Raw genomic sequence first — 19,144 nt, 5'->3', positions numbered from 1 at the left:
TGACGATCACGCCTGCAGACGGAAACGCCCCGTCAACGCCTTGAGCCCGTTCATGCTCTGCATGATGGTGTTGCCTGACGCCGCCGTGTCGTGCGTGGCGCTGGCTGCCTGATCGGCCACCTGGGCGATACGGGTCAGCGACTGATTCATGTCCTCGGCAACATGCGACTGCTCCTCCGCCGCCGTCGCAATCTGGTTGGTCATGCCGCGAATGGTCTGCACCGCGCCGACAATCTGTCCCAAGGCATGTTGCGCCGCTTCGATCTGTGTAAGCGTTGTCGTGCTGCTCTGCCGTGAAGCGTCCATGGCTTCGCCGGCACGTGTAGCCTGGCTCTGAAGCCGCTCGACCAGCACACTGACTTCCTTGGCTGAATCCTGCGTACGGCTGGCCAGGCTGCGGACCTCATCTGCCACCACGGCAAAGCCGCGACCCTGCTCGCCCGCGCGCGCAGCCTCGATGGCAGCGTTAAGCGCCAACAGGTTGGTCTGCTCGGCGATGCCACTGATGACGTTGAGGACCTTGCCGATTTCGTGGCTGTCCTGCACCAGCTGCTGCATCACGCCGGCCAAGCCATCGACATGCCCGGTCAGGGCGCGAATAGCCGTAACCGATTGGTTCATCACTGCGTTACCAGCGCTGGTTTCCTGCTCGGCGACGTCGGCGGCGCTGGCCGCTTCGACAGTGCTACGCGCGACTTCCTGCGAAGTGGCGAGCATCTCGTTCATTGCAGTGGCCACCTGATCGATCTCGGCCTGCTGACTTTCAACGTTGCGCGCACTGTCGCCCGCCAGACTTGCCATGCGCACGCACTGACCATCGGCATCATCGGCGGCCTGGCGCACGCCACGGATCATCTCGCCAACCTCTCCCAGCAGACGGTTGTAAGCGAGGGTGATCATGCCGATTTCGTCGTCCGCATGGCGTACCTGCATAGGCGAAGAGAAGTCGCCCTGGCTAACCTTCTCCAGCCGCTCACGGAGCTGATCGACATGCCGCATCAACCAGTTCATGCCAGCCACCCGACCGAGGACAACCAATAACAAAATGGTCAGAGTCGAACCCATCGCAACCCAGAGCTGCTGGGTCGTATTGCGGTTCACTTCAGTCGAAATCAGAGACACCACCTCGTTGGAGGCGGCGAGAATCTCATTGGCATCCGCCGCGATCGTTTTGAGATCAGCCTGCTGGCCAGCCGCCAACAACTGTACGGCTGGACGATAGCGCTGCCATATCTGGTCGACGCGCTGCAGATGAGGCTTGGCGCTGGCCAACTCCACCGGGGCGATGCCCTGGCTACCATCGCCATTGAGCAGGAGACGATGAGACTGCTCGAAGCGCTGGATGGTTTTATCCACCTCAGCCGGGCCACCGATGCCCTGTGCGGCCAGCAACGCCTCTTTCATCATCTTCTGGCTGAGCATGCGCTGGGCACCGGCCATGTCGATCTGGCTGGCGTCCTTACTGGACATGAATAGCACACCGGCCGTTAGCGCCGCGCAAAGAAAGATCAGGCTGTAGGAAAAGAAGAATTGCTGATTGATGGTACGCAGACCCAGCCCGCGCAAGAGAGATTGAATGACGTTCGCCAAGGTGCTGGTCATGGGAGATATCCAACTGCAGGAGAGGATGCGACACAGTCGACAGAAAGGATCGCGATTACACACTTCTCGGCTGCAGCCGAAGCAACTTGATAGCCATAGACAAACTTTCGCAAAAGCCCGCCACACAAGGGTTTTAGCCGATTTTAATCGCTCATGACCGGCCGGTCGGCGCCTTGATCCAGATCACTAAAGAGGCTGGTAAAAGTGGTTTTTTAGCTCAACCGAACGCCACATAACGACTATGGTCAGGTAATGGCAGGGCTACTTGGCTGCCACCCATTTCATTGAGGATTCGTCATGTTTCATGTAACCCGCATTGGTGATAAACGCATCGACGTGGATTTCTCCGGCAAACTCGACAGCAGCGAGATGCGCTTTGCCTTGGACGAACTGCTGAGAAAATCAGAAGGCATCAGTCACGGCCAGATGCTCTATCGCATCGGCGACTTCGATGTTCCGACGCTGGGCGCGATGGGTGTCGAACTGGCACGAATTCCCCAGCTGTTTCGCTTCATCCGCCGTTTCGATCGCTGCGCAGTGGTGTCCAGCAAGGAGTGGCTACGCAAGGCCAGCGAGATTGAGGGCGCACTGTTCCCCGGCCTGTCGATCAAGGCCTTCGACGAAAACCAGAACACCGAAGCGCACAACTGGCTGGAGAGCCAGAACTGAACCCGCTCCCTCACCAGCAGCCTAGCGAGGCGTGCCGAACACCTGTGTCCAGTAGCTGCCGGCGGCGCTGGACTTTTCGATCGCATAGGCCGCGCCCATCTCGGTGAAATCCGGGTTCATGATGTTGCTGCAGTGCCCAGGGCTGGCCAGCCAACCGGCCATGACCTGCTTCTCCGAGCCTTGCCCAGCCGCAATGTTTTCGCCGATCCGCTGCCAGCTATAGCCGGCACGGCTGGCGCGGTCGCTGACCTGACTGCCATCCGGAGCCCGATGGCTGAAGTAATTCTGCGCTGCCATGTCACGGCTGTGGGCGAGCGCAGCATCGCCCAGCTTGGCATTCCAGGTCAGTGCGGGAGCCGCCTTGAACGAACGGCTGCCGCAGGTTCGCGGCTTGGACCGCGCTTCGTTGACCCGTTGCAGAATGTTCTTGCCCACCTGCTGCCAGTCGCCTAGATCAGGCGACAGCAGCGGTTGGGCCAGTAGCACCTGCCAGGTGTTGCCCTTGCGTGACACGCCGATCTCAGCGAACTCGTGACTACGTAGCGGCGCGCAATAACGCTGCTTCAACGCTTGCATGGCTGTTTTCGCGTCCCCCGGGCCGGCAACGGACATGGCCTGCAGCTTGGCCGGTCGATAATCCGCAGCTTGCAGCGCTTTCTGCAGCTGAGCGCCGCTGGCGGCCGGCTGCACATTCAGTGCCTCGTTCGGCGCCAGAGGCCCGACAGTTTGGCCCTTGCCGTCCCCGCAACTTTCTTCCGCCTCACGGAATTCGTTTATCAAGCCAATCAATGGGTGAGGCTCCTGAGCTTGCGCCTGGCACGCCAGGCTTGTCGCCAGTACCAGCAGAACGCCAGCTGCCGCGCGGGACGGCTCCATGCATGCGGAGGCGTGAAATGGAATCGCGTTAAATGGGCTCATGGATCACCTGTCAGTCTGCGTTAAAGATGCTGACCACGATCCACTGCAAGCGATCCTCTCTCTCGCACATTGCCGCGGCCAGGCACGTGGCGAAGATGCGATGATGCGATGATGCGATGATGCACAACGAAGCCAACCCGTGACCCTGCCCGGCCGATCACACTCATGACGCTTTCTGACTTTCTGCTGTTCGCCCTGCCGGCGATCTTTCTGACCGGCCTGTCCAAAGGCGGCTTCGGTGGCGCTCTGGGCGGGATCGCCGTACCGTTGCTGGCCTTGGCAATCTCGCCGAAACAGGCCGCCGCGGTAATGCTGCCGATTCTCTGTCTGGCCGATGTGGTGGGTCTCAAGGCCTATGTCGGTCACTGGGACAAGGCGAACCTGAAAGTGATGATGCCCGGTGCGTTGATCGGCATCGCGCTGGGTTCGCTGACCTTCGGCATGCTCGACGAGCGCATGATCGGGCTGATGATGGGCGCGATTGCGGTCGGCTTCGTGCTGTTGGGTCTGTTCACCAACAACGACAAGCCGCGACCGCTGCAGCGGGGTCGCGGTACATTGCTTTCCTCGATTGCCGGTTTCACCAGTTTCGTCGCCCACGCCGGCGGGCCGCCAATCATGATGCACCTGCTGCCGCAGCAGCTGGACAAGCTGCGCTATGTGGCGACTATCAACCTGTTCTTCCTGATGACCAACGCGATCAAGCTGATTCCCTATGCCGCGCTCGGCCAGTTCAGTCGCGAAAACCTGTTGATCAGCCTGACGCTGGCACCAGTGGTGCCGTTCGGCGTCTGGGCCGGGCTCTGGTTGCACAAGCGCATCGACCACAAACTGTTTTACCGAATCGCCGCGTGGGCATGCTTCTGGCCGGGCTGCAGCTGATCTGGAAAAGCCTCTGAATCTGCAGCGGCTATGACCGGCCGCCCGGTTTTCTGAACGTTTTGCGCGCATGCCCAGTCGGATTCAGTGAACCCAATGCAAAGGAGTCATCCTCATGCTGAAGTTTCTGGGCAGCACAGTAGGCATCATCTTTCTGATCGGTCTGTTGGTTGTGATCGGCTTGTTCGCGCTGATTTTCTAACGCCAACTGAAGACGATCGCATAGCAACCACAGTCCCTCGGTACGCACAACCGCAGGTTGCAAGTTTCATCAACAGGCCGCCGCCAACCCGGCGGCCTGTTTGTTTACGGCTACGGCATTTCAACCATGATGACCCTGTCTCCTCGCCTCGTGACTGCTTTTTCCGTCCTGCTACGAACGCTTGGCCTGCTGGCCCTGCTCTGCGTCGCAATGCTGCCGACATCACACGCCTGGGCGCAGGAAGGGGTCGCGACCGTGCGCCTGGACGGCCGTGCCTTGTTTCGCATCGGCCCCCACGAAGAGCTTGAAGCGCGCCCGCGAGCACGACAGATCGAACGGCAATTGGCGGCTGTGCTGGAAACGCCGAAGGGCATCACGAAAGCGCGCATCGAGCCCACCGAAGCCGAGGACGACGACGGCCTGCAGATCAGCGTGGCCGGCCGCCCATTGATGGTGGTTACACCAGCTGATGCCGAAGCCAATGGACAACCGCTCGACCGCCTCGTCCGAGACTGGGCAGCGATACTCGACCGGGCCCTGGCGACGGCTGCCAAACGCCGCGATTCGGACCGTGGACGGTTTATAACCTCGGTACAGTCGAGCGTCGAAAATGCCTTTGCGCGCCTGCTCGAGTCAGCGATCAATATCATTCCGCGGGTACTGGCCGCCCTCCTGGTCCTGCTGCTGTTCTGGGGGCTTGCTACTGCTGTACGCGCGCTCATGAAGAAGATTGTGAGCCGCCTGGCCAACGACCTGACCGTCGAAAATCTGGTCCGGCAGGTGAGCTATTACGCGATATGGGTGCTCGGCATCATCGTTGCCGCAAGCGCCTTTGGCTTGGAACCGAGCACCCTCGCCACCGGGCTTGGCCTGACCAGCCTGGCGCTGGGTTTTGCCCTCAAGGACATCCTCTCCAACTTTGTCAGCGGCCTGCTGATCCTGACGCTGCGGCCGTTTCAGCTGGGCGACCAGATCATCATTGGTGAAACCGAAGGGAGCGTGGAGCGCATCGAACTGCGCGCCACCCAGATTCGCACCTATGACGGGCGCCGGGTACTGGTGCCCAACGCTGAGACCTTCACTTCGCGCGTCACCAACAACACAGCGGCGCCGATCCGCCGCGGCAAGGTGGTCTGCATGCTGTATTACGGCATCGATATCGACACTATCAACGCGGTCATGCGCGACGCCGCCCAGCAGACGCCCGGTGTGTTGGCCACTCCGCACGCTGAGGTACTACTCAATGATTTGGGCGAGAGTCAGCTGGTGTTCGACGTCCTGTTCTGGTGCGACTCGCGCCGCTCGGATTTCGTTACCACCGCGTCGGAGGTGCGCAAGGCGCTGGTCGCCGCGCTGCGCTCGGCCGGCATAGCGCTGCCGGACCAGGCGCGACAACACATCGTGGTACATACGCCGAAAAGCTGACCGCCCATCGCGTCGAGCATTTGCGGCAGCGTGGCCGCTATCGAGCCGAGACGGGGGATTTAACCGGAACCGTGCCCGCCACCCGCGGTCGAGTGTAGGTCAGCGCGCTATACCGCGGCGAAGACAGTACGAGACAAAAGGTCCGACTGAATGAGGCAGTTATTGCAAAACGCTGTGCTGATCAGCGCCACGGCGCTGCTCATGGCGGCCTGCTCCGACGACAAAAAAACCGAGCAAGCCGCACCGCCACCGCCCAAGGTGGAGGTCGTGACGGTCGATCCCAAACCGATCCCCAACATCATCGAGCTTCCAGGGCGCGTCCAGGCCATTCGCATCGCCGAGATCCGCGCGCGGGTCAACGGCATCATCCAGGAACGGCTTTACGAAGAAGGCACCGACGTCGAGGTCGGCACGCCCCTGTTCCAGATCGACCCGCGCGAGATGCGCGCCAACCTCAAGGCAGCCAAGGCAGCCCTAGAGCGTGCCGAAGCCACCGCGTTGAATGCAGCGCAGGACGTCAAACGCTACAAAGGCCTGGTCGCCAAACAGGCCATCAGCCAGCAGGAATACGACACCGCTCTGGCCACCTTACGCACCGCCAAAGCGGATGTATCGCAAGCCGAGGCCAACGTGCAATCGGCCGAGCTCGAATTGGAATACACCACAGTCGAGTCCCCCATCGAAGGTCGGGCCGGGCGCGCGCAGGTCACCGAAGGCGCGCTGGTCAGCGCCAGCGAGGGCACCCTGCTGACCACCGTGGAGAAGTTCGACCCGGTCTATGTGAACTTCGCCCAATCCAGCTCCGATCTCCTGCAGATCCGTGCACGGCTCGCCTCCGGCGCCCTTGAGCTGCCGGAGGGAGGGCGTGTGGAGGTCAAGCTGATCCTGGAGAACGGCCACGAATACCCGCATCTCGGCTACGTCAACTTCTACGCCATGAGCATCGACGAGAACACCGGCACCGTGGCCTTGCGCGCCGAGTTCCCCAACCCGGACAGGTTGCTCCTACCCGGCCAGTTCGTTCGCGGGCGCATCAATGCCGGCATCCGGCCTGATGGCGTGCTGATTCCGCAGCGTGCCGTCATGGTCAACGACCAGGCCGCGCGCGTACTGCTCGTGGGCGAGGACGACAAGGTCGTCTCGCGTGAAATCGAGCTCGGCGAGCTCCAGGGCAGCAAATGGGTCATTCGTGAGGGGCTGAAGGCCGGCGAAGTCGTGATCGTCGAAGGCGGCGGCAGCGTCCGCAGCGGTGCTGCGGTACGGACCACGCCTTACCAGCCTGAAGGCCCACCGGAAGCGCCAGAGTCCTCCATGGCGACCGAGTCCAGCCAATGACGCCGGCGTTCTTCATCCGGCGCCCGGTCTTTGCCTGGGTCATTGCGCTGGGCATCCTGCTGGGGGGCGTGTTGGCCCTGCGCTCATTGCCCGTCGAGCAATACCCGAGCATTGCCCCGCCGACGCTGCGCATCAGCGTGACCTACCCTGGCGCAGACGCATCGGTGCTCGAAACCAACGTCACCCAGGTGATTGAGCAGGAGCTCAATGGCGTCGAAGGCTTTCTGTACATGGACTCGTCGAGCCGCTCCAATGGCAGTGCGTCGATCGAGCTGACATTCGAGGCCGGCACCGACATCGACATTGCCCAGATGGAGGTGCAGAACCGACTGAGCCGGGTCGAGCAACGCCTGCCGGAGGAAGTCCGCCGACAGGGCATCCAGGTCTTCCAGGCCTCGCAGGATTTCCTGCTGATCATCTCGCTGTTTTCCGAAAACGGCACCATGAGCACGCTGGAGCTCGGCCATTTCGCGACCACCCACGTCCTCGATGAGCTGCGCCGCGTGCAGGGCGTGGGTGACATCCGCGAGTTCTATACCGCCTATGCCATGCGGATCTGGCTAAACCCGGATCGGCTGGCCAGCTTCGGCCTTTCCGCTGCCGACGTGCTGGCCGCGGTGCAAGAGCAGAACAGCCAGTCTGCAGGCGGTGCACTGGGTGCCCTGCCGCTGGCAGAGGGAATCGAGATCAACGCGCCGCTGGAAACCCGCGGTCGCTTCAGCACCCCGGAAGAGTTCGCCTCGATCATCCTGCGTGCGGGCCCGGACGGTTCGGCAATCCGCCTGCGCGACGTCGCGCGCGTGGAGCTTGGCGCGCAGAATTACACATCACGCAGCGAACTCAACGGCCAGCCGGCAGCGGGCCTGGCCGTGCAGCTGTCGCCAGGTGCCAATGCCCTGGATACGGCGGCTGCCGTCAAACAGCGAATGCGAGAGCTGGCTGAGGGCTTCCCGGAGGACGTCTCCTGGACGGTACCGTTCGACTCGACCCCTTTTATCGCCTCGTCGATCCAGCAGGTGGTCGTCACGCTGCTCCAGGCAATGGCATTGGTGGTGCTGGTCATGCTGCTGTTCCTGCAGAACTGGCGCACCACGGTCATTCCCACCATCGTCATCCCGATCACACTGGCCGGTACCTGCCTCGGCCTGTGGATCGCCGGGTTCTCGATCAATCTTTTAAGCCTGTTCGGCATGGTCCTGGCGATCGGCACCCTCGTGGACGATGCCATCGTGGTGGTTGAGAACGTCAAACGGATCATGGACGAAGAGCAGCTGCCGCCCTATCAGGCGACGGTCAAAGCCATGGAGCAGGTGACCGCGCCCATCATCGGCACGACCCTGGCACTGATCGCGGTGTTCGTGCCGCTGGCGTTTTTCCCGGGGTCGACCGGCGGCATCTATCGGCAGTTTGCCGTGACACTGTCGATTGCCGTGGCCACCTCGACAGTTCTGGCGCTGGTGCTGACACCGGCGCTCTGCGCAGCGTTGCTGAAACCCAGCCAGCCGGACAATGGCAAGCCTGGACTGGGCCAGCGTATCTTCGGTCCATTCAACCGCTGGATGGAGCGCACCACTGACCACTATCACCATGCGGTCGGCGGCATGCTCGCGCGGCCGATCTGGTTTCTACTGGCCTTTGTCGGCTTGCTGGCGCTGACGGCCTTTCTCTACCTGCGAATGCCCAGTGCCTTCCTACCGGACGAAGACCAAGGGTCGTTGATGACGGTCATCCAGGCCCCCGCCGGCGCGACGGTCGAGCGCACCGAAGAGGCCATCGAACAGGTCAAGGCGTTCTACGCCGATCATCCGTTGGTCGACGACGCCATTACGGTCTACGGCTTCAGCTTTTTCGGCCAGGGCCAGGCCCATGCGATGTCTTTTGTGCGGCTGATCCCGTGGGAGCAACGCACCGAAGAGGGCAGCTCCGCCCAGGCATTGGTACGCGAAGCCATGGGCCGTTTTTCGCAGATCAACGAAGCCCGCGTGTTCGCCCTGAACCCGCCCTCGATTCCCGGACTGGGCGTGGCCGGCGGATTCACCTTCAAGCTCGAGGACCGCGGTGGTCTGGGCTACCAGGCACTGCTCGATGCACGCAACCAGCTGTTGGGTAAGGCGAGCGAAAGCCCGGTGTTGCAGAGCGTCCGGCCAGAAGGTGCTGATGACGCTCCGCGCCTGCGGGTCAACATCGACCGTATCAAGGCCCGTGCGCTGGGTCTTTCAATCAGTGAGGTCAACGCGACACTGGCGATCGCTTTCGGCAGCGCTTACGCCAACGACTTCAACCGTGACGGTCGCGTCCTGCAGGTGCTGTTGCAGGCGGATGCGCCCTATCGAATGACGCCTCAGGATGTGCTCGACCTGAAGGTGATCAACGACGAGGGCGAAAGCGTGCCATTCGGCGCCTTTACCACCGTGGAGTGGACCGAAGGGCCGACTCAGTTGCAGCGCTACAACGGTTACCCTGCCCTGACCTTGTCCGGCAGCGCCGCGCCTGGTTCGACCACCGGTGAAGCCATGACCGAAATGGAACGACTGGCGAGCGAGCTGCCGGGCGGATTCAGCTACGAATGGACCGGCGCCTCGCTGGAGGAACAGCAGGCGTCCGGACAGGTCGGAATGCTGCTGGGGCTGTCATTGCTGGTGGTGCTGATGGTATTGGCAGCGCTGTATGAAAGCTGGACAGTGCCCATCGCGGTATTGCTGGTGGTGCCCTTCGGCGCGCTGGGCGCCGTGCTGTTCGCGATGTTTCGTGACCTGCCGGCGGACGTCTATTTCAATGTCGGCCTGGTGACCATCATCGGCCTGTCGGCCAAAAACGCAATTCTCATCGTCGAGTTCGCCATCGAAGAGGAAGGCCACGGCAAGAGCCTCACCGATGCCGTGATGAACGCGGTGCGTCTGCGTTTCCGCCCGATCCTCATGACGTCGCTGACCTTCATCCTCGGCATGCTGCCGCTGGTGTTGTCTACCGGTGCCGGCGCGGCTGGCCGCGTCGCGGTCGGTACTGGCGTCATGGGCGGCATGATCGTCGCCACGCTGCTGGGCCTGTTCTACATCCCGCTGTTCTATCTCTCCGTCCGTCGCTGGCTGACCAAGCGTCGCCCGCCGACTGCAGAAGACAAGGCGCACCCAGCCGAGGAAGAGGAGGCGCCAGACAATGCCTAGGTTTGCGCCCTTGCTGCTGATCGGCGCCCTGACGGGCTGCCAGCTTGCGCCGTCCCATGAGCCACCGCCCTCGCCCACCGCTGCGCACTACCCGGCAGACTATAAGCCCATGGACGGCGAGGTGTTGGCCAACGAGATCGGCTGGCGCGAGTTTCTTGAAGATCCACGCCTCGAGCTGTACATCGAAACGGCCCTGCAGCGAAATCGAGATCTGCAGATCGCCGTAGCCCGAATTGAAGAGGCCCGCGGCCAGTTCGGTGTCCAAGGCGCCGACCGCTACCCGACGCTGGCGGCTACGGCCGATGCCAGCCGTGGCCGCTTTCCAACCGGTAGTGCCGGTCGCGGTTCCACAGGCGGTGCGACCTCGGGAACATCGAGTGGCCAGATCACTGAGCAATTCTCCGTAGGGCTCGGTATCTCAGCGTTCGAACTCGATTTCTGGGGACGGGTGCGCAACCTTACCGAGGCTGCGCGCGCGCAATACCTGTCGACCATCGAGGCACAGCGGGCCTTCCGACTGTCGTTGATAGCCGATGTGGCCTTGACCTACCTCGCTGTGCGCGGCGCTGAGGCGCGCATCGAACTGGCCGAAGCGACCCTGCAAAGCCGCCGCGACGGCCTGCGCATTGCCCGCGTACGCTTCGAGGCCGGGATCACCTCGGCCTTGGACCTGAACCAGGCACAGGCGCTGCTGACCCAGGCCAAGACCGAGTTGGCCAACCTGCACTTGGTCCGAGCCGAGCAGGTCAACTACCTCACCCAGCTGATCGGGGGGCCGCTGCAACAGCCGTTGCCGGAGCCGCTGCCGCTGAACGAACAGATCGAACCACTGCGCCTGGATGCGGGGCTGCCCTCGGAGCTGTTGCTGGTACGCCCGGACATTCTCGGCGCCGAACTGGACCTGCGTGCGGCCCGCGCCAACATCGGCGTGGCGAGAGCTGCGTTCTTCCCGCAGATCTCGCTGACCGGCAGCTTCGGCTATATCTCCAATGAGCTGGACAACCTGGTCAGCCGCGACAACCGCACCTGGAGCATCGGCCCGAGCCTCTACCTCCCGCTGTTCGACTTTGGCCGCAACCGCGGCAACCTGACCGTCGCTGAGGCCCGCGAGAACGCGGCGGTGGCGCAGTACGAAAGCGCCATCGAAACCGCCTTTCGCGAGGTAGCCGATGCACTGGCAGGCCGCCGCTGGCTCGCAGAGCAGGTTGCCGCGCAAGCGGAGAACGTCGCCACGCTGCGCCGTATCGCCGACCTCGCCCGCGAACGCTACGCCGAAGGCGTGGTGAACTACCTTCAGGTGCTCGATGCAGAGCGCAACCTGTTCGACGCCGAACAGGCGTTCATCCAGGTAAAGCGTGCTCAGATTCAGAACCTGGTGAGCCTGTACATCGCGCTGGGCGGCGGTACCGAGGGTCCGTCGCCCGCAGCACCAACCGATACGACGCAGCGGGCCGCGACCTCTGGTCGCTAAGGCCCGGAGCAGCGCGCTTCCCGACCTGCGGCGCCGAATCCTCGACCTGTCATGGTGGTCCAAAAAATCACCACGTAATGACTAGAGGAATTGAAATGGGCCTGTTCGACACGATCAAAGACAAACTCGGCATGGGCGGCGTGAGCAACGAAGCGCACAAGCCGGTCGATCCGAACAACACGCCGAACCAGCATGCGCCGGACTCCGTGGTCGATTCGGAGCGGCCAACCGCTGCACACAACGCCACCACCACACCGCCTGGAACTGCGCCCAGCCCCGAAGGGGTGGCTCACTCTACGGGCCAATCAACCAGTGCTGTGGATGTTCCAGCAAAGCTCGACGCAATGGCTGCCAACCATCCAGAGCCGTTGAACTGGCGCACCTCCATCGTTGATCTGCTCAAACTGCTGGGTCTAGACAGCAGCCTGGAGTCGCGCAAGGAACTCGCCACCGAATTGGGCTGCCCGTCAGACAAGATGGGCGATTCGGCCCAGATGAACAGCTGGCTGCATCGCACCGTGATGCACAAGCTCGCCGAACATGGCGGCACCGTTCCACCTGAACTACGTACCTGATAAAGGTCTGGGTCTCGCCGGGTGCTGGTCACTCGCGGGCACTGATCGCCAGCAAGCTGGGCTCCTACAAGAAGACCGCGAGCGCCGGTAGGCGCGAGCTTGCCCGCGAACAGCTCCAGGCACCTCGTAGCATCGTCATCCGCAAACCCGGATCGCCAGCAAGCTGGCTCCTACAAGAACACACGCACACCCGTAGGAGCGCGAGCTTGCTCGCGATCAGCCCCAGGCACTCGTAGCACCGTCAGCCCGCAAAGCCGGATCGCCAGCAAGCTGGCTCCTACAAAAACACCGCGCATACCCGTAGGAGCGCGAGCTTGCTCGCGAACAGCTCCAGGCACCTCGTAGCAACATTAGCCCGCATACCCGGATCGCCAGCAAGCTGGCCCCTACAAGAACACACGCACACCCGTAGGAGCGAGCTTGCTCGCGATCAACCTTCAGGCACCTCGTAGCACCGATAGCCCACACGCCCCAGGTTTCGCCAATAGCCAAGCTGCCAATGCGAGAACAGCTAACGGCACACTCAATCGTCGAGCGATGGCCCGATCATCTCCGCCAACTGTGAATACACGCCCGGGCAGGCGACGAGATACGGATTGCCAAGCAGCAGCCCGTCGTTGCGGAAGAAGTCGTTGACCCGACCGCCCGCCTCTTTCACCAGCACCAGCCCCGCCATGCAATCCCAGCTTTTCAGCTCGGTCTCGTAGTAACCAAGCAGCCGCCCCGCTGCCACATAGGCGGTCATCAGGGCGCCGGAGCCATTGCGGAAGAACATACCGCCTTCGGCCAACAGCTTTTCCATGAACGGAATGAAGTGCTCCTTCCCACGAGGATGAAAGGTGCCAGTCGCGGTCACGCCTTGGCCGACGTGGGTCGCCGCGCTGACTTTCAATGGGGCGTCGTTGACGAAGGCACCCTTGCCCAGGCAACCGTGAAACAGTTCATTGTGGTTGGGGTCGGCAATCGCACCGAGGTGCGGCTCACCGTCAATCAACAGGCCGATCGACACGCACCAGTTATGCAGGCCGTTGACGAAGCAGGCAGTGCCATCGATCGGGTCGATGACCCAGACGCAGCGGGCGCCCAGATCGGCCGAACCGCTTTCTTCTCCCAGGAACCCGTCCTCGGGGAAAAGCTGGGTCAGTCGCTCGCGGATAAAGGCTTCGATCTGCTTGTCGGCAATGCTGACCACATCCTGCAGGTCGTCGCCTTTGTGTTCGATGGTCAGTGCCTCGCGCTTGCGGTAGAAGTCCATGCCAAGCTGAGCGGCCTCGAGGGCAAGGGCTTTGGCGCTGGCATAGCGCGCGTTGATATCGAGCAATTGCTGGGAAGTCATGTCCGTCCTGTGAAGCGGCTGCGCGGTAGTCGCGCGGAAAGGCGGATTCTAGTCAATCGATCACGATGGGCATACAGAGCGCCTTGGCTCACTGGCGCGCCAAGGCGTTGTCCACCTGACCTGACCGGCCAGGCGGAGCCGCCCGTTCTGACTCAGGGCAATTCTTCGCCCTGCTCGTGCAGGCGCACGTTGAGTTCATCGACCACTGGCGCCCATTCGGCGTCGTCCATCAACAGCTCCTTGAGAAAGGAGCCCTGCGCTTCGCTCCAGAATGGCGCCTCGGAGACTTTCACATGGTTGGGAATTGGGCGGTGGCTGGCGATGAACGCATCGATGCTCGCCGGGTCCGACGGCAGGCCGAGCTGTTCGAAGAGTGTGCCGAGGTCTTTGTTAGGTAATTCCATGTGCGGGCTCCATCAGGCTATGCAGAAAATTCGACCGCCTCGCTGGCGATCCCTGTTCTAGATAGAGACGATGGAGCACCGCACAGTTCAACCCGAAGCCGGCAAGGAGCTAATGCCAGCGCTTTGTAGGTATCACGAGGGAGTCAAAAAACCCGCCGCAGCCAATGGGCTGCGACAGGTTAGAAAGGGTCAGGCAGCCCTGTCGAACAGCTGCCGTCCCTGATCGAGGCACTGATCGACCAGCCACTTGCCATGGGCGATGGATGCCCGCTGTGCCTGTTCGAGTTCCGCCATGAAGGCGTGCCCAACCGGAAGCGCCATGCGCCGGGTTGTCTGCCCCTGGGGATTGCTGATACGGCATCCGCCGGCCCAAGGGGTCGGTGTGCCGGGATGTTCCATTACCTCCGCGGTAATGACGTGGTCACGGTATTCACACTGCATCATGGTCATGGTGTCACCTCGCCTGCTGGTGGCACGGGTTAGCCACTGGAGCTCGCCCACGTGCCTGATGATCCCCCTTTTCGTCATCCAATTGCCGCATATTCCCGAGCGCGCTACGGCCCGGCATCCAATGCAGCTCCATGGGGTATAGCACAAGCACGAACGCTCAGAGGCCCGGCCATCGGATCGACGGGGTCATGTGAGAACAGATGGTGGCGAGGTGTAGCGAGGGGGCAGGCTTCGCGGAGCGATGCCTGCCTGTTGCGAGATGACGTCAGGTATCAGAGCTGCGCAGCTGCTCGTCGGCAAGGAAGTCTTCTTCCAGCAAGGCGTCGCGGCCTTCCACTTCCAGGGTCTCGCCTTCCAGGGGCGTCGGCGCCGAGGCGCGCTTGCTGCGCAGCTTACCGAACTGGTGACTCAGCGCGTTGTTAAGCTTGTCGATGGCGCCATCGACCGCCAGCTCAAGCGAGGCTGCTTTGTGCGTAACGGAAACGGGTTGTTGGCCCTTCGGCCGTGCCTCGATCTGGCAGCGCTTGTCCTGCGCGCCGGCCTTCACGCCGTTCTCGTCGTTCAGGTGCACCACGACGCGGGTGACTTCATCGTCGAATCGATCCAGCTTATCGGCAACACTGCCACTGACCCAATCTACGAGACGGGCGCTGCCTTCGATGTGGTTATCGCTATGAACTTGGATCTGCATATGCTCTTCCTTCTACGCGATCTGGTAACCACCGTTCAGCCACAAACGGCCTGATCTAGGAATGCCACTATTGCGCAGAATAAGCAAGACCAAGAAAGTCGCGTTTCGCTTGTGATCACCGGCCTGATGCGGCCGGATCGTTACGAGACGTAAATCAGCTGCCAGATGCCAGTTTCTTCTTCGGGTAGATATCGTAACGACTGGACTTGCCCTCCAGGCTGTAGCCCGGATTTCGCCCATCGATTGCCGGCGCCTTGCGTGGCCGCTTCACCACCACCCGATGGCTGGCCAGCGCCAGCGCCTGTTCGAGCAAGACGCCCGCATCCAGATCATCACCAACAAAAGGCCGGAACAGGCGCATCTCCTTTTTCACCAGTGCGCTTTTTTCCCGGTGCGGAAACATCGGATCGAGATAGACGACCTGCGGCGGTTCGCCCTGCCAGTGCCCCATCAATTCGATGGCGTTGCCCTGCTGCAAACGCATGCGTTCGACGATGGGGCGCACCTCGCCATCGTCACGACCACGCCTCAGACCGTCTTCCAACAGTGCGGCAATCAGCGGCTGCCGCTCGAATAGCACCATTTCGCAGCCCAATGTCGCCAGCACGAACGCATCGCGCCCCAGGCCAGCCGTCGCATCCAAAACACTGGGACGGATGCCGGACTGGATGCCAACCGCCTTGGCGATCATCTGCCCGCTGCCCCCGCCGAACTGCCGACGATGCGCAGCACCGCCTTCGACAAAATCCACCCGCACCGGCCCTGGCGCGTTCGGCCCGAGCAACTGCAGCTGCAGACCGTCTTCCCCAAGCTGGAGCGCGAACTCCGCGTCGTCCGCTCGCATCGGCAAGCCCAGCCGCATCGCCCAGGCGTCAGCCTCTTCGGCGAATCGAGGAGCGAGGGCTTCGACGCAAACCAACGGAGAAGAGGCGGTCATAGGAAAACTCGGAAGCGGAAAAACGCCGCATTTTGCCAGAGGCGGCGCCGGGCTGCCTCAGCGGCACATGCCGAAACCGCCCATATCCACATGAAAATGATCGTGATGGGCAGCGTTGTACTTAGGGCTCAGGGTGATCTTGAACGCATTACAGGCGGCTGCCTTGACCTCACGGAGAAAGCGCGCCTTATCGTCATCGCCGTTCCAGTCGCGCGCAACGGTGATACGCGTGCCGTCTTCCAGGCGGAAGCCGGCCAGATCCAGCGCATTGGCCGAGGCGTGCTGACTGCGCCTGTTGCTTCGCGCAATATTGCGGCAGGCGAAACTGCCGAAGTGATCGATTCGAGCAACCGGCTGACCGAATACCCGCTGGGCCGCAGGCTGCAGACCATGCCGTTCGAACATCGCATAAGCTGCGGCCAGAGGACAGGTGGCCAGAAACGCACCGTTGAAGCGTACCGCTGAACCGCTGACGCGAACGGCGTTCTCGATCGGGCAGCCAGGCTGCGGCGTGCTGTCGGGCACGGCCACATAGTCCAAGTCGGACGTCTTCAAAGCCTGTTCACACAGGGCACGATCCTGCTGCAAGCGCTGCAGTTTGAACGAGGTCAGCAGGTTTGGCGCCTCGCGGATGTCCAGCGGTGCCCAGGGGTCCCACTTCGCCGGGACATCGACGTGCCCGCGCCACACCGCGTAGGCAAACCCAGCCAGTGCGACGAGCAGCAGCAGAAAGAAACGGCCAAATGTCATAGCCGTTTCGGCAACGTTGGGACATGAAGGTTGCAGCGCTGGCGATTGCGGCCTGTGCTGTCAGCCTTCCCCAGCCGCGCCGAGCAGGGAGAGCTGCGACTCGGTTTGCATGGGCGGCGCGGCCAGCGATGGCAAGCCGGGTAGGCGCTCGCTGAGCTGCTCATGGAAGCGCATGGCCAGCTCGGGCGCCAGGCGATTGTCTGGGGTATGCAAGTAAACGTGCGGACGCTTCCCTGCTTCGATCCAGTCGGCGACCTTGCCTAGCCAAGGCGCCATGAAGCGGTCATTGGCTTCCAATGCCGGATGCCCGACGAAGCGGAGCTGCGGAGACTCGCTGAACGCCGCTGGCCGCACCGGCAGCCGTGGCTTCTTGCTCTGGGCATGCAGCAGCGCCGGATCGCTGGACTGGCAGCTGAACAGCGCGCGCGTGTCCATGCAGACTCGCTCGACACCCCGCTCATGCAGCAACCGGTTCAGCGCCCGCTCCTCCTCACCCTTGGCAAAAAAGGCGTTATGGCGTACCTCCACGGCAAGCGGTCTGTCTAGCGTCTCGATCAGCTGCGCCAGCTCTGCCAGCCGAGCAGGGCCGAACGACGCAGGCAACTGCAGCCAGAATGGCGTCACCCGCGCGCCAAGCGGTGCCAACAAGGTGCGGAACGACAGGATCAGATCTTCGACTTCGTACAGGTTCGGCGCCTGGCTGATCTCTCGAGGCAGTTTGGCGCAGAAGCGAAAACCTTCTGGCATCAGCGCTGCCCACCGCTCGATCTTCTGCACCGAAGGCCAAGCATAAAGCGTGGTATTACCCTCGACCGTGTTGAATACGGAGCAATAGCGCGCAAGGTATTCACTGGCGGGCAAGCCCGGCGGGTAGAGCGAGCCACGCCAGGCGGCATCGTTCCAGGAGGGGCAGCCGAGAAAATAGGGAAGATTCAAACGCGGTTCACTAGCAGGCCGTTGAAAAAACGTGGGCGAAGCAGCCAGTGCAACACCGAAGGCGGCCCCGCAAAAACAGGCGAAAAGCGGTCGGAGTCGCGCTCGACTTTACGAGTTGTAAATGAGCATTTTGATCGGACTCGCGCACGAGCCTGTTTTTAACGCAGCAATGGCAACGCAGGTAGTTTTTCAACAGCCTGCTACGCCTCAGGCATAGAGATCCAGACCTAGCACTTCGTGAGCGTCGAGGTCAGCCGTGAAGCTGGCGGTGGTGCCATAGCTCTGCAGCGCCTGGGTGGCGCGGCTGGTAAGCGGTCGCTCCATCATGGCTTCGAAGCGCGCCGGCATAAAATCACCGGAGATAACCGAACCGTAGTCAGTCGACTCGCTTTTATTGCGTCGTGCGAGGTGTTCGTAGGTGGCATCGGCTTGGCTAGCCGGTGTAACGATGGACTCGCGTGCCTGCTCCGCAGCCCTTTCGCTTTCACGATAAGGGACCGGCGCACTGCCAGGCTGGGCAGGACGTTCAATGGGGTAGGCAGAGGGGGCGAGACCGTTAAGGCGCATCATTCACCTGTTCAAGTTCGCCGACTCTAGCGAGCCGACCCGCAATTGGCAATGCCGCTTGTCACCGAGGGGCCTTGGGAGTGGCGACATTGTCACGCAGGTAGATGGGCTGGGCCTGATCGGCCTCCACCGCTTCCCCACGCTGCCAGGCAAAGCCGGCCAACGTAAGCAGATCCAAAGAATGCGGTAGCAGGGTAGCGTCGCTCGCGGAAGGCTGAACGGCGAGACGCGCGCCATAACCCCAGCCCGTACCCGCACCGAACCATTGCCCTTCGCTTCCACGGGGAAGGCTGACCTGTTCCGGTGGCAACACCGCTTCGCTGCCGGCCAGCCGCATTTCACCCTGCTGCGCCCGATAGCAACCCCAGTAGACCTCGTCCATGCGGGCGTCGATCGCCACCGCCACCTGCTCCGCACGCTGTTCGCGGTAAGCGCGCTGGGCGATGGTTGCCAGGGTCGAGACTGGCAGCACCGGCCGCTCCAGGGCGAACGCCAGGCCCTGCACCACACCAACGGCAATACGCACCCCGGTAAAAGCGCCGGGGCCACGGCCGAATGCCAGGGCATCTACTGCCGACAGCGCGATGCCCGCCTCGCTCAGGAGCGCCTGGATCATGGGTAGAAGACGCTGGGCATGCAGCCGCGGAATCACCTCGTAATGGCTCAGCACCTGACCGTCATGCAGCAGCGCGACGGAGCAGGCTTCGGTGGCGGTATCCAGGGCCAGCAGCGTGGTCATCAGATGTTCCGGTCAGCAGGAAAAAGGGCGGCGATTGTAGCAGTTGCGCTTGTGCCGATTGAACAATGACGGCGCCGCCGTCCTGCAAATCTGG

The 19,144-nt window shown here is 62.3% G+C and carries 18 protein-coding genes and 1 pseudogene; 8 read left to right on the top strand and 11 right to left on the bottom strand.

Annotation, left to right across the window (positions count from 1 at the left end):
• Positions 1-6 precede the first annotated feature (6 nt).
• Positions 7-1,602, bottom strand: coding sequence for a methyl-accepting chemotaxis protein (locus ACIGHL_RS01055; protein WP_128119001.1), 1,596 nt, complete (start codon positions 1,600-1,602; stop codon positions 7-9).
• A 297-nt stretch (positions 1,603-1,899) separates the two neighbouring features.
• Here ACIGHL_RS01055 and ACIGHL_RS01050 point away from each other — a divergent pair, with 297 nt between their 5' ends.
• A complete protein-coding gene (locus tag ACIGHL_RS01050) occupies positions 1,900-2,271 on the top strand; it encodes a SpoIIAA family protein (protein ID WP_045425438.1) in 372 nt (123 codons plus the stop codon).
• Between the two features lie 21 nt (positions 2,272-2,292).
• On the opposite strand, the gene ACIGHL_RS01045 is transcribed toward ACIGHL_RS01050, so the two are convergent.
• Positions 2,293-3,189, bottom strand: coding sequence for a CAP domain-containing protein (locus ACIGHL_RS01045; protein ID WP_241508971.1), 897 nt, complete (start codon positions 3,187-3,189; stop codon positions 2,293-2,295).
• Between the two features lie 165 nt (positions 3,190-3,354).
• On the opposite strand from ACIGHL_RS01045, the pseudogene ACIGHL_RS01040 reads away from it, so the two are divergent.
• From ACIGHL_RS01040 to ACIGHL_RS01010, 7 genes and pseudogenes are all read left to right on the top strand, one after another.
• Positions 3,355-4,088 (top strand): annotated as a pseudogene (locus tag ACIGHL_RS01040) (sulfite exporter TauE/SafE family protein).
• Between the two features lie 95 nt (positions 4,089-4,183).
• Entirely contained in the window at positions 4,184-4,270 is an 87-nt protein-coding gene (locus ACIGHL_RS01035; protein ID WP_101153254.1) for a small membrane protein YohP, read from the top strand.
• Positions 4,271-4,396: 126 nt separating this feature from the next.
• Positions 4,397-5,695, top strand: a complete 1,299-nt coding sequence (locus ACIGHL_RS01030; protein ID WP_128119000.1) for a mechanosensitive ion channel family protein — start codon at positions 4,397-4,399, stop codon at positions 5,693-5,695.
• Positions 5,696-5,845: 150 nt separating this feature from the next.
• Positions 5,846-7,030, top strand: a complete 1,185-nt coding sequence (locus ACIGHL_RS01025; protein WP_064480266.1) for an efflux RND transporter periplasmic adaptor subunit — start codon at positions 5,846-5,848, stop codon at positions 7,028-7,030.
• On the top strand, positions 7,027-10,194 hold the full coding sequence (locus ACIGHL_RS01020; protein WP_128118999.1) for a multidrug efflux RND transporter permease subunit: 3,168 nt from the start codon (positions 7,027-7,029) through the stop codon (positions 10,192-10,194). The genes ACIGHL_RS01025 and ACIGHL_RS01020 overlap by 4 nt, the downstream gene beginning before the upstream one ends.
• Positions 10,187-11,665, top strand: coding sequence for an efflux transporter outer membrane subunit (locus ACIGHL_RS01015; RefSeq protein WP_128118998.1), 1,479 nt, complete (start codon positions 10,187-10,189; stop codon positions 11,663-11,665). The genes ACIGHL_RS01020 and ACIGHL_RS01015 overlap by 8 nt, the downstream gene beginning before the upstream one ends.
• Before the next feature lie 95 nt (positions 11,666-11,760).
• Entirely contained in the window at positions 11,761-12,240 is a 480-nt protein-coding gene (locus ACIGHL_RS01010; RefSeq protein ID WP_128118997.1) for a DUF3597 domain-containing protein, read from the top strand.
• Positions 12,241-12,763: 523 nt separating this feature from the next.
• Here the strand turns inward: ACIGHL_RS01010 and ACIGHL_RS01005 are convergent.
• The 9 genes from ACIGHL_RS01005 to tsaB form a co-directional block, all read right to left on the bottom strand.
• The gene (locus ACIGHL_RS01005) at positions 12,764-13,576 is read right to left on the bottom strand and encodes an inositol monophosphatase family protein (RefSeq protein ID WP_128118996.1); all 813 of its coding nucleotides are present in this window, start codon (positions 13,574-13,576) and stop codon (positions 12,764-12,766) included.
• Positions 13,577-13,728: 152 nt separating this feature from the next.
• Positions 13,729-13,980: a DUF2789 domain-containing protein gene (locus ACIGHL_RS01000; RefSeq protein WP_128118995.1), complete on the bottom strand. Its 252-nt coding sequence runs from the start codon at positions 13,978-13,980 to the stop codon at positions 13,729-13,731.
• Between the two features lie 189 nt (positions 13,981-14,169).
• On the bottom strand, positions 14,170-14,430 hold the full coding sequence (locus ACIGHL_RS00995) for a hypothetical protein (RefSeq protein WP_128118994.1): 261 nt from the start codon (positions 14,428-14,430) through the stop codon (positions 14,170-14,172).
• Positions 14,431-14,695: 265 nt separating this feature from the next.
• On the bottom strand, positions 14,696-15,121 hold the full coding sequence (locus ACIGHL_RS00990) for an HPF/RaiA family ribosome-associated protein (protein WP_045425410.1): 426 nt from the start codon (positions 15,119-15,121) through the stop codon (positions 14,696-14,698).
• 154 nt (positions 15,122-15,275) lie between these two features.
• Complete coding sequence (locus tag ACIGHL_RS00985) at positions 15,276-16,058, bottom strand: class I SAM-dependent methyltransferase (RefSeq protein ID WP_128118993.1); 783 nt, start codon at positions 16,056-16,058, stop codon at positions 15,276-15,278.
• A 57-nt stretch (positions 16,059-16,115) separates the two neighbouring features.
• Positions 16,116-16,808 carry an extensin-like domain-containing protein gene (locus ACIGHL_RS00980; RefSeq protein ID WP_128118992.1) on the bottom strand — a complete coding sequence of 231 codons (693 nt, stop codon included), beginning with the start codon at positions 16,806-16,808 and terminating at the stop codon, positions 16,116-16,118.
• Positions 16,809-16,868: 60 nt separating this feature from the next.
• Positions 16,869-17,744, bottom strand: coding sequence for a DUF72 domain-containing protein (locus ACIGHL_RS00975; RefSeq protein ID WP_241508969.1), 876 nt, complete (start codon positions 17,742-17,744; stop codon positions 16,869-16,871).
• 207 nt (positions 17,745-17,951) lie between these two features.
• Positions 17,952-18,314 carry a hypothetical protein gene (locus ACIGHL_RS00970; RefSeq protein ID WP_231107995.1) on the bottom strand — a complete coding sequence of 121 codons (363 nt, stop codon included), beginning with the start codon at positions 18,312-18,314 and terminating at the stop codon, positions 17,952-17,954.
• A 58-nt stretch (positions 18,315-18,372) separates the two neighbouring features.
• Positions 18,373-19,050, bottom strand: a complete 678-nt coding sequence (tsaB, locus tag ACIGHL_RS00965; RefSeq protein ID WP_128118991.1) for a tRNA (adenosine(37)-N6)-threonylcarbamoyltransferase complex dimerization subunit type 1 TsaB — start codon at positions 19,048-19,050, stop codon at positions 18,373-18,375.
• Between the last annotated feature and the right edge of the window lie 94 nt (positions 19,051-19,144).

The sequence above is a fragment of the Pseudomonas sp. NPDC077451 genome, from assembly GCF_044543345.1.
Taxonomy (GTDB): domain Bacteria; phylum Pseudomonadota; class Gammaproteobacteria; order Pseudomonadales; family Pseudomonadaceae; genus Stutzerimonas.
Note: the sequence above shows the minus strand (reverse complement) of the source record. Positions and strands in the feature narration are given on the sequence as shown.

Coding starts and splice junctions, on each gene's coding strand:
- ACIGHL_RS01005 (WP_128118996.1), bottom strand. CDS start 13,576: ATGACTTCCCAGCAATTGCTCGATATCAACGCGCGCTATGCCAGCGCC.
- ACIGHL_RS01000 (WP_128118995.1), bottom strand. CDS start 13,980: ATGGAATTACCTAACAAAGACCTCGGCACACTCTTCGAACAGCTCGGC.
- ACIGHL_RS00990 (WP_045425410.1), bottom strand. CDS start 15,121: ATGCAGATCCAAGTTCATAGCGATAACCACATCGAAGGCAGCGCCCGT.
- tsaB (WP_128118991.1), bottom strand. CDS start 19,050: ATGACCACGCTGCTGGCCCTGGATACCGCCACCGAAGCCTGCTCCGTC.
- ACIGHL_RS00980 (WP_128118992.1), bottom strand. CDS start 16,808: ATGACATTTGGCCGTTTCTTTCTGCTGCTGCTCGTCGCACTGGCTGGG.
- ACIGHL_RS01035 (WP_101153254.1), top strand. CDS start 4,184: ATGCTGAAGTTTCTGGGCAGCACAGTAGGCATCATCTTTCTGATCGGT.
- ACIGHL_RS01030 (WP_128119000.1), top strand. CDS start 4,397: ATGATGACCCTGTCTCCTCGCCTCGTGACTGCTTTTTCCGTCCTGCTA.
- ACIGHL_RS01010 (WP_128118997.1), top strand. CDS start 11,761: ATGGGCCTGTTCGACACGATCAAAGACAAACTCGGCATGGGCGGCGTG.
- ACIGHL_RS00970 (WP_231107995.1), bottom strand. CDS start 18,314: ATGATGCGCCTTAACGGTCTCGCCCCCTCTGCCTACCCCATTGAACGT.
- ACIGHL_RS00985 (WP_128118993.1), bottom strand. CDS start 16,058: ATGACCGCCTCTTCTCCGTTGGTTTGCGTCGAAGCCCTCGCTCCTCGA.
- ACIGHL_RS01055 (WP_128119001.1), bottom strand. CDS start 1,602: ATGACCAGCACCTTGGCGAACGTCATTCAATCTCTCTTGCGCGGGCTG.
- ACIGHL_RS01015 (WP_128118998.1), top strand. CDS start 10,187: ATGCCTAGGTTTGCGCCCTTGCTGCTGATCGGCGCCCTGACGGGCTGC.
- ACIGHL_RS01025 (WP_064480266.1), top strand. CDS start 5,846: ATGAGGCAGTTATTGCAAAACGCTGTGCTGATCAGCGCCACGGCGCTG.
- ACIGHL_RS00995 (WP_128118994.1), bottom strand. CDS start 14,430: ATGACCATGATGCAGTGTGAATACCGTGACCACGTCATTACCGCGGAG.
- ACIGHL_RS01050 (WP_045425438.1), top strand. CDS start 1,900: ATGTTTCATGTAACCCGCATTGGTGATAAACGCATCGACGTGGATTTC.
- ACIGHL_RS01020 (WP_128118999.1), top strand. CDS start 7,027: ATGACGCCGGCGTTCTTCATCCGGCGCCCGGTCTTTGCCTGGGTCATT.
- ACIGHL_RS01045 (WP_241508971.1), bottom strand. CDS start 3,189: ATGAGCCCATTTAACGCGATTCCATTTCACGCCTCCGCATGCATGGAG.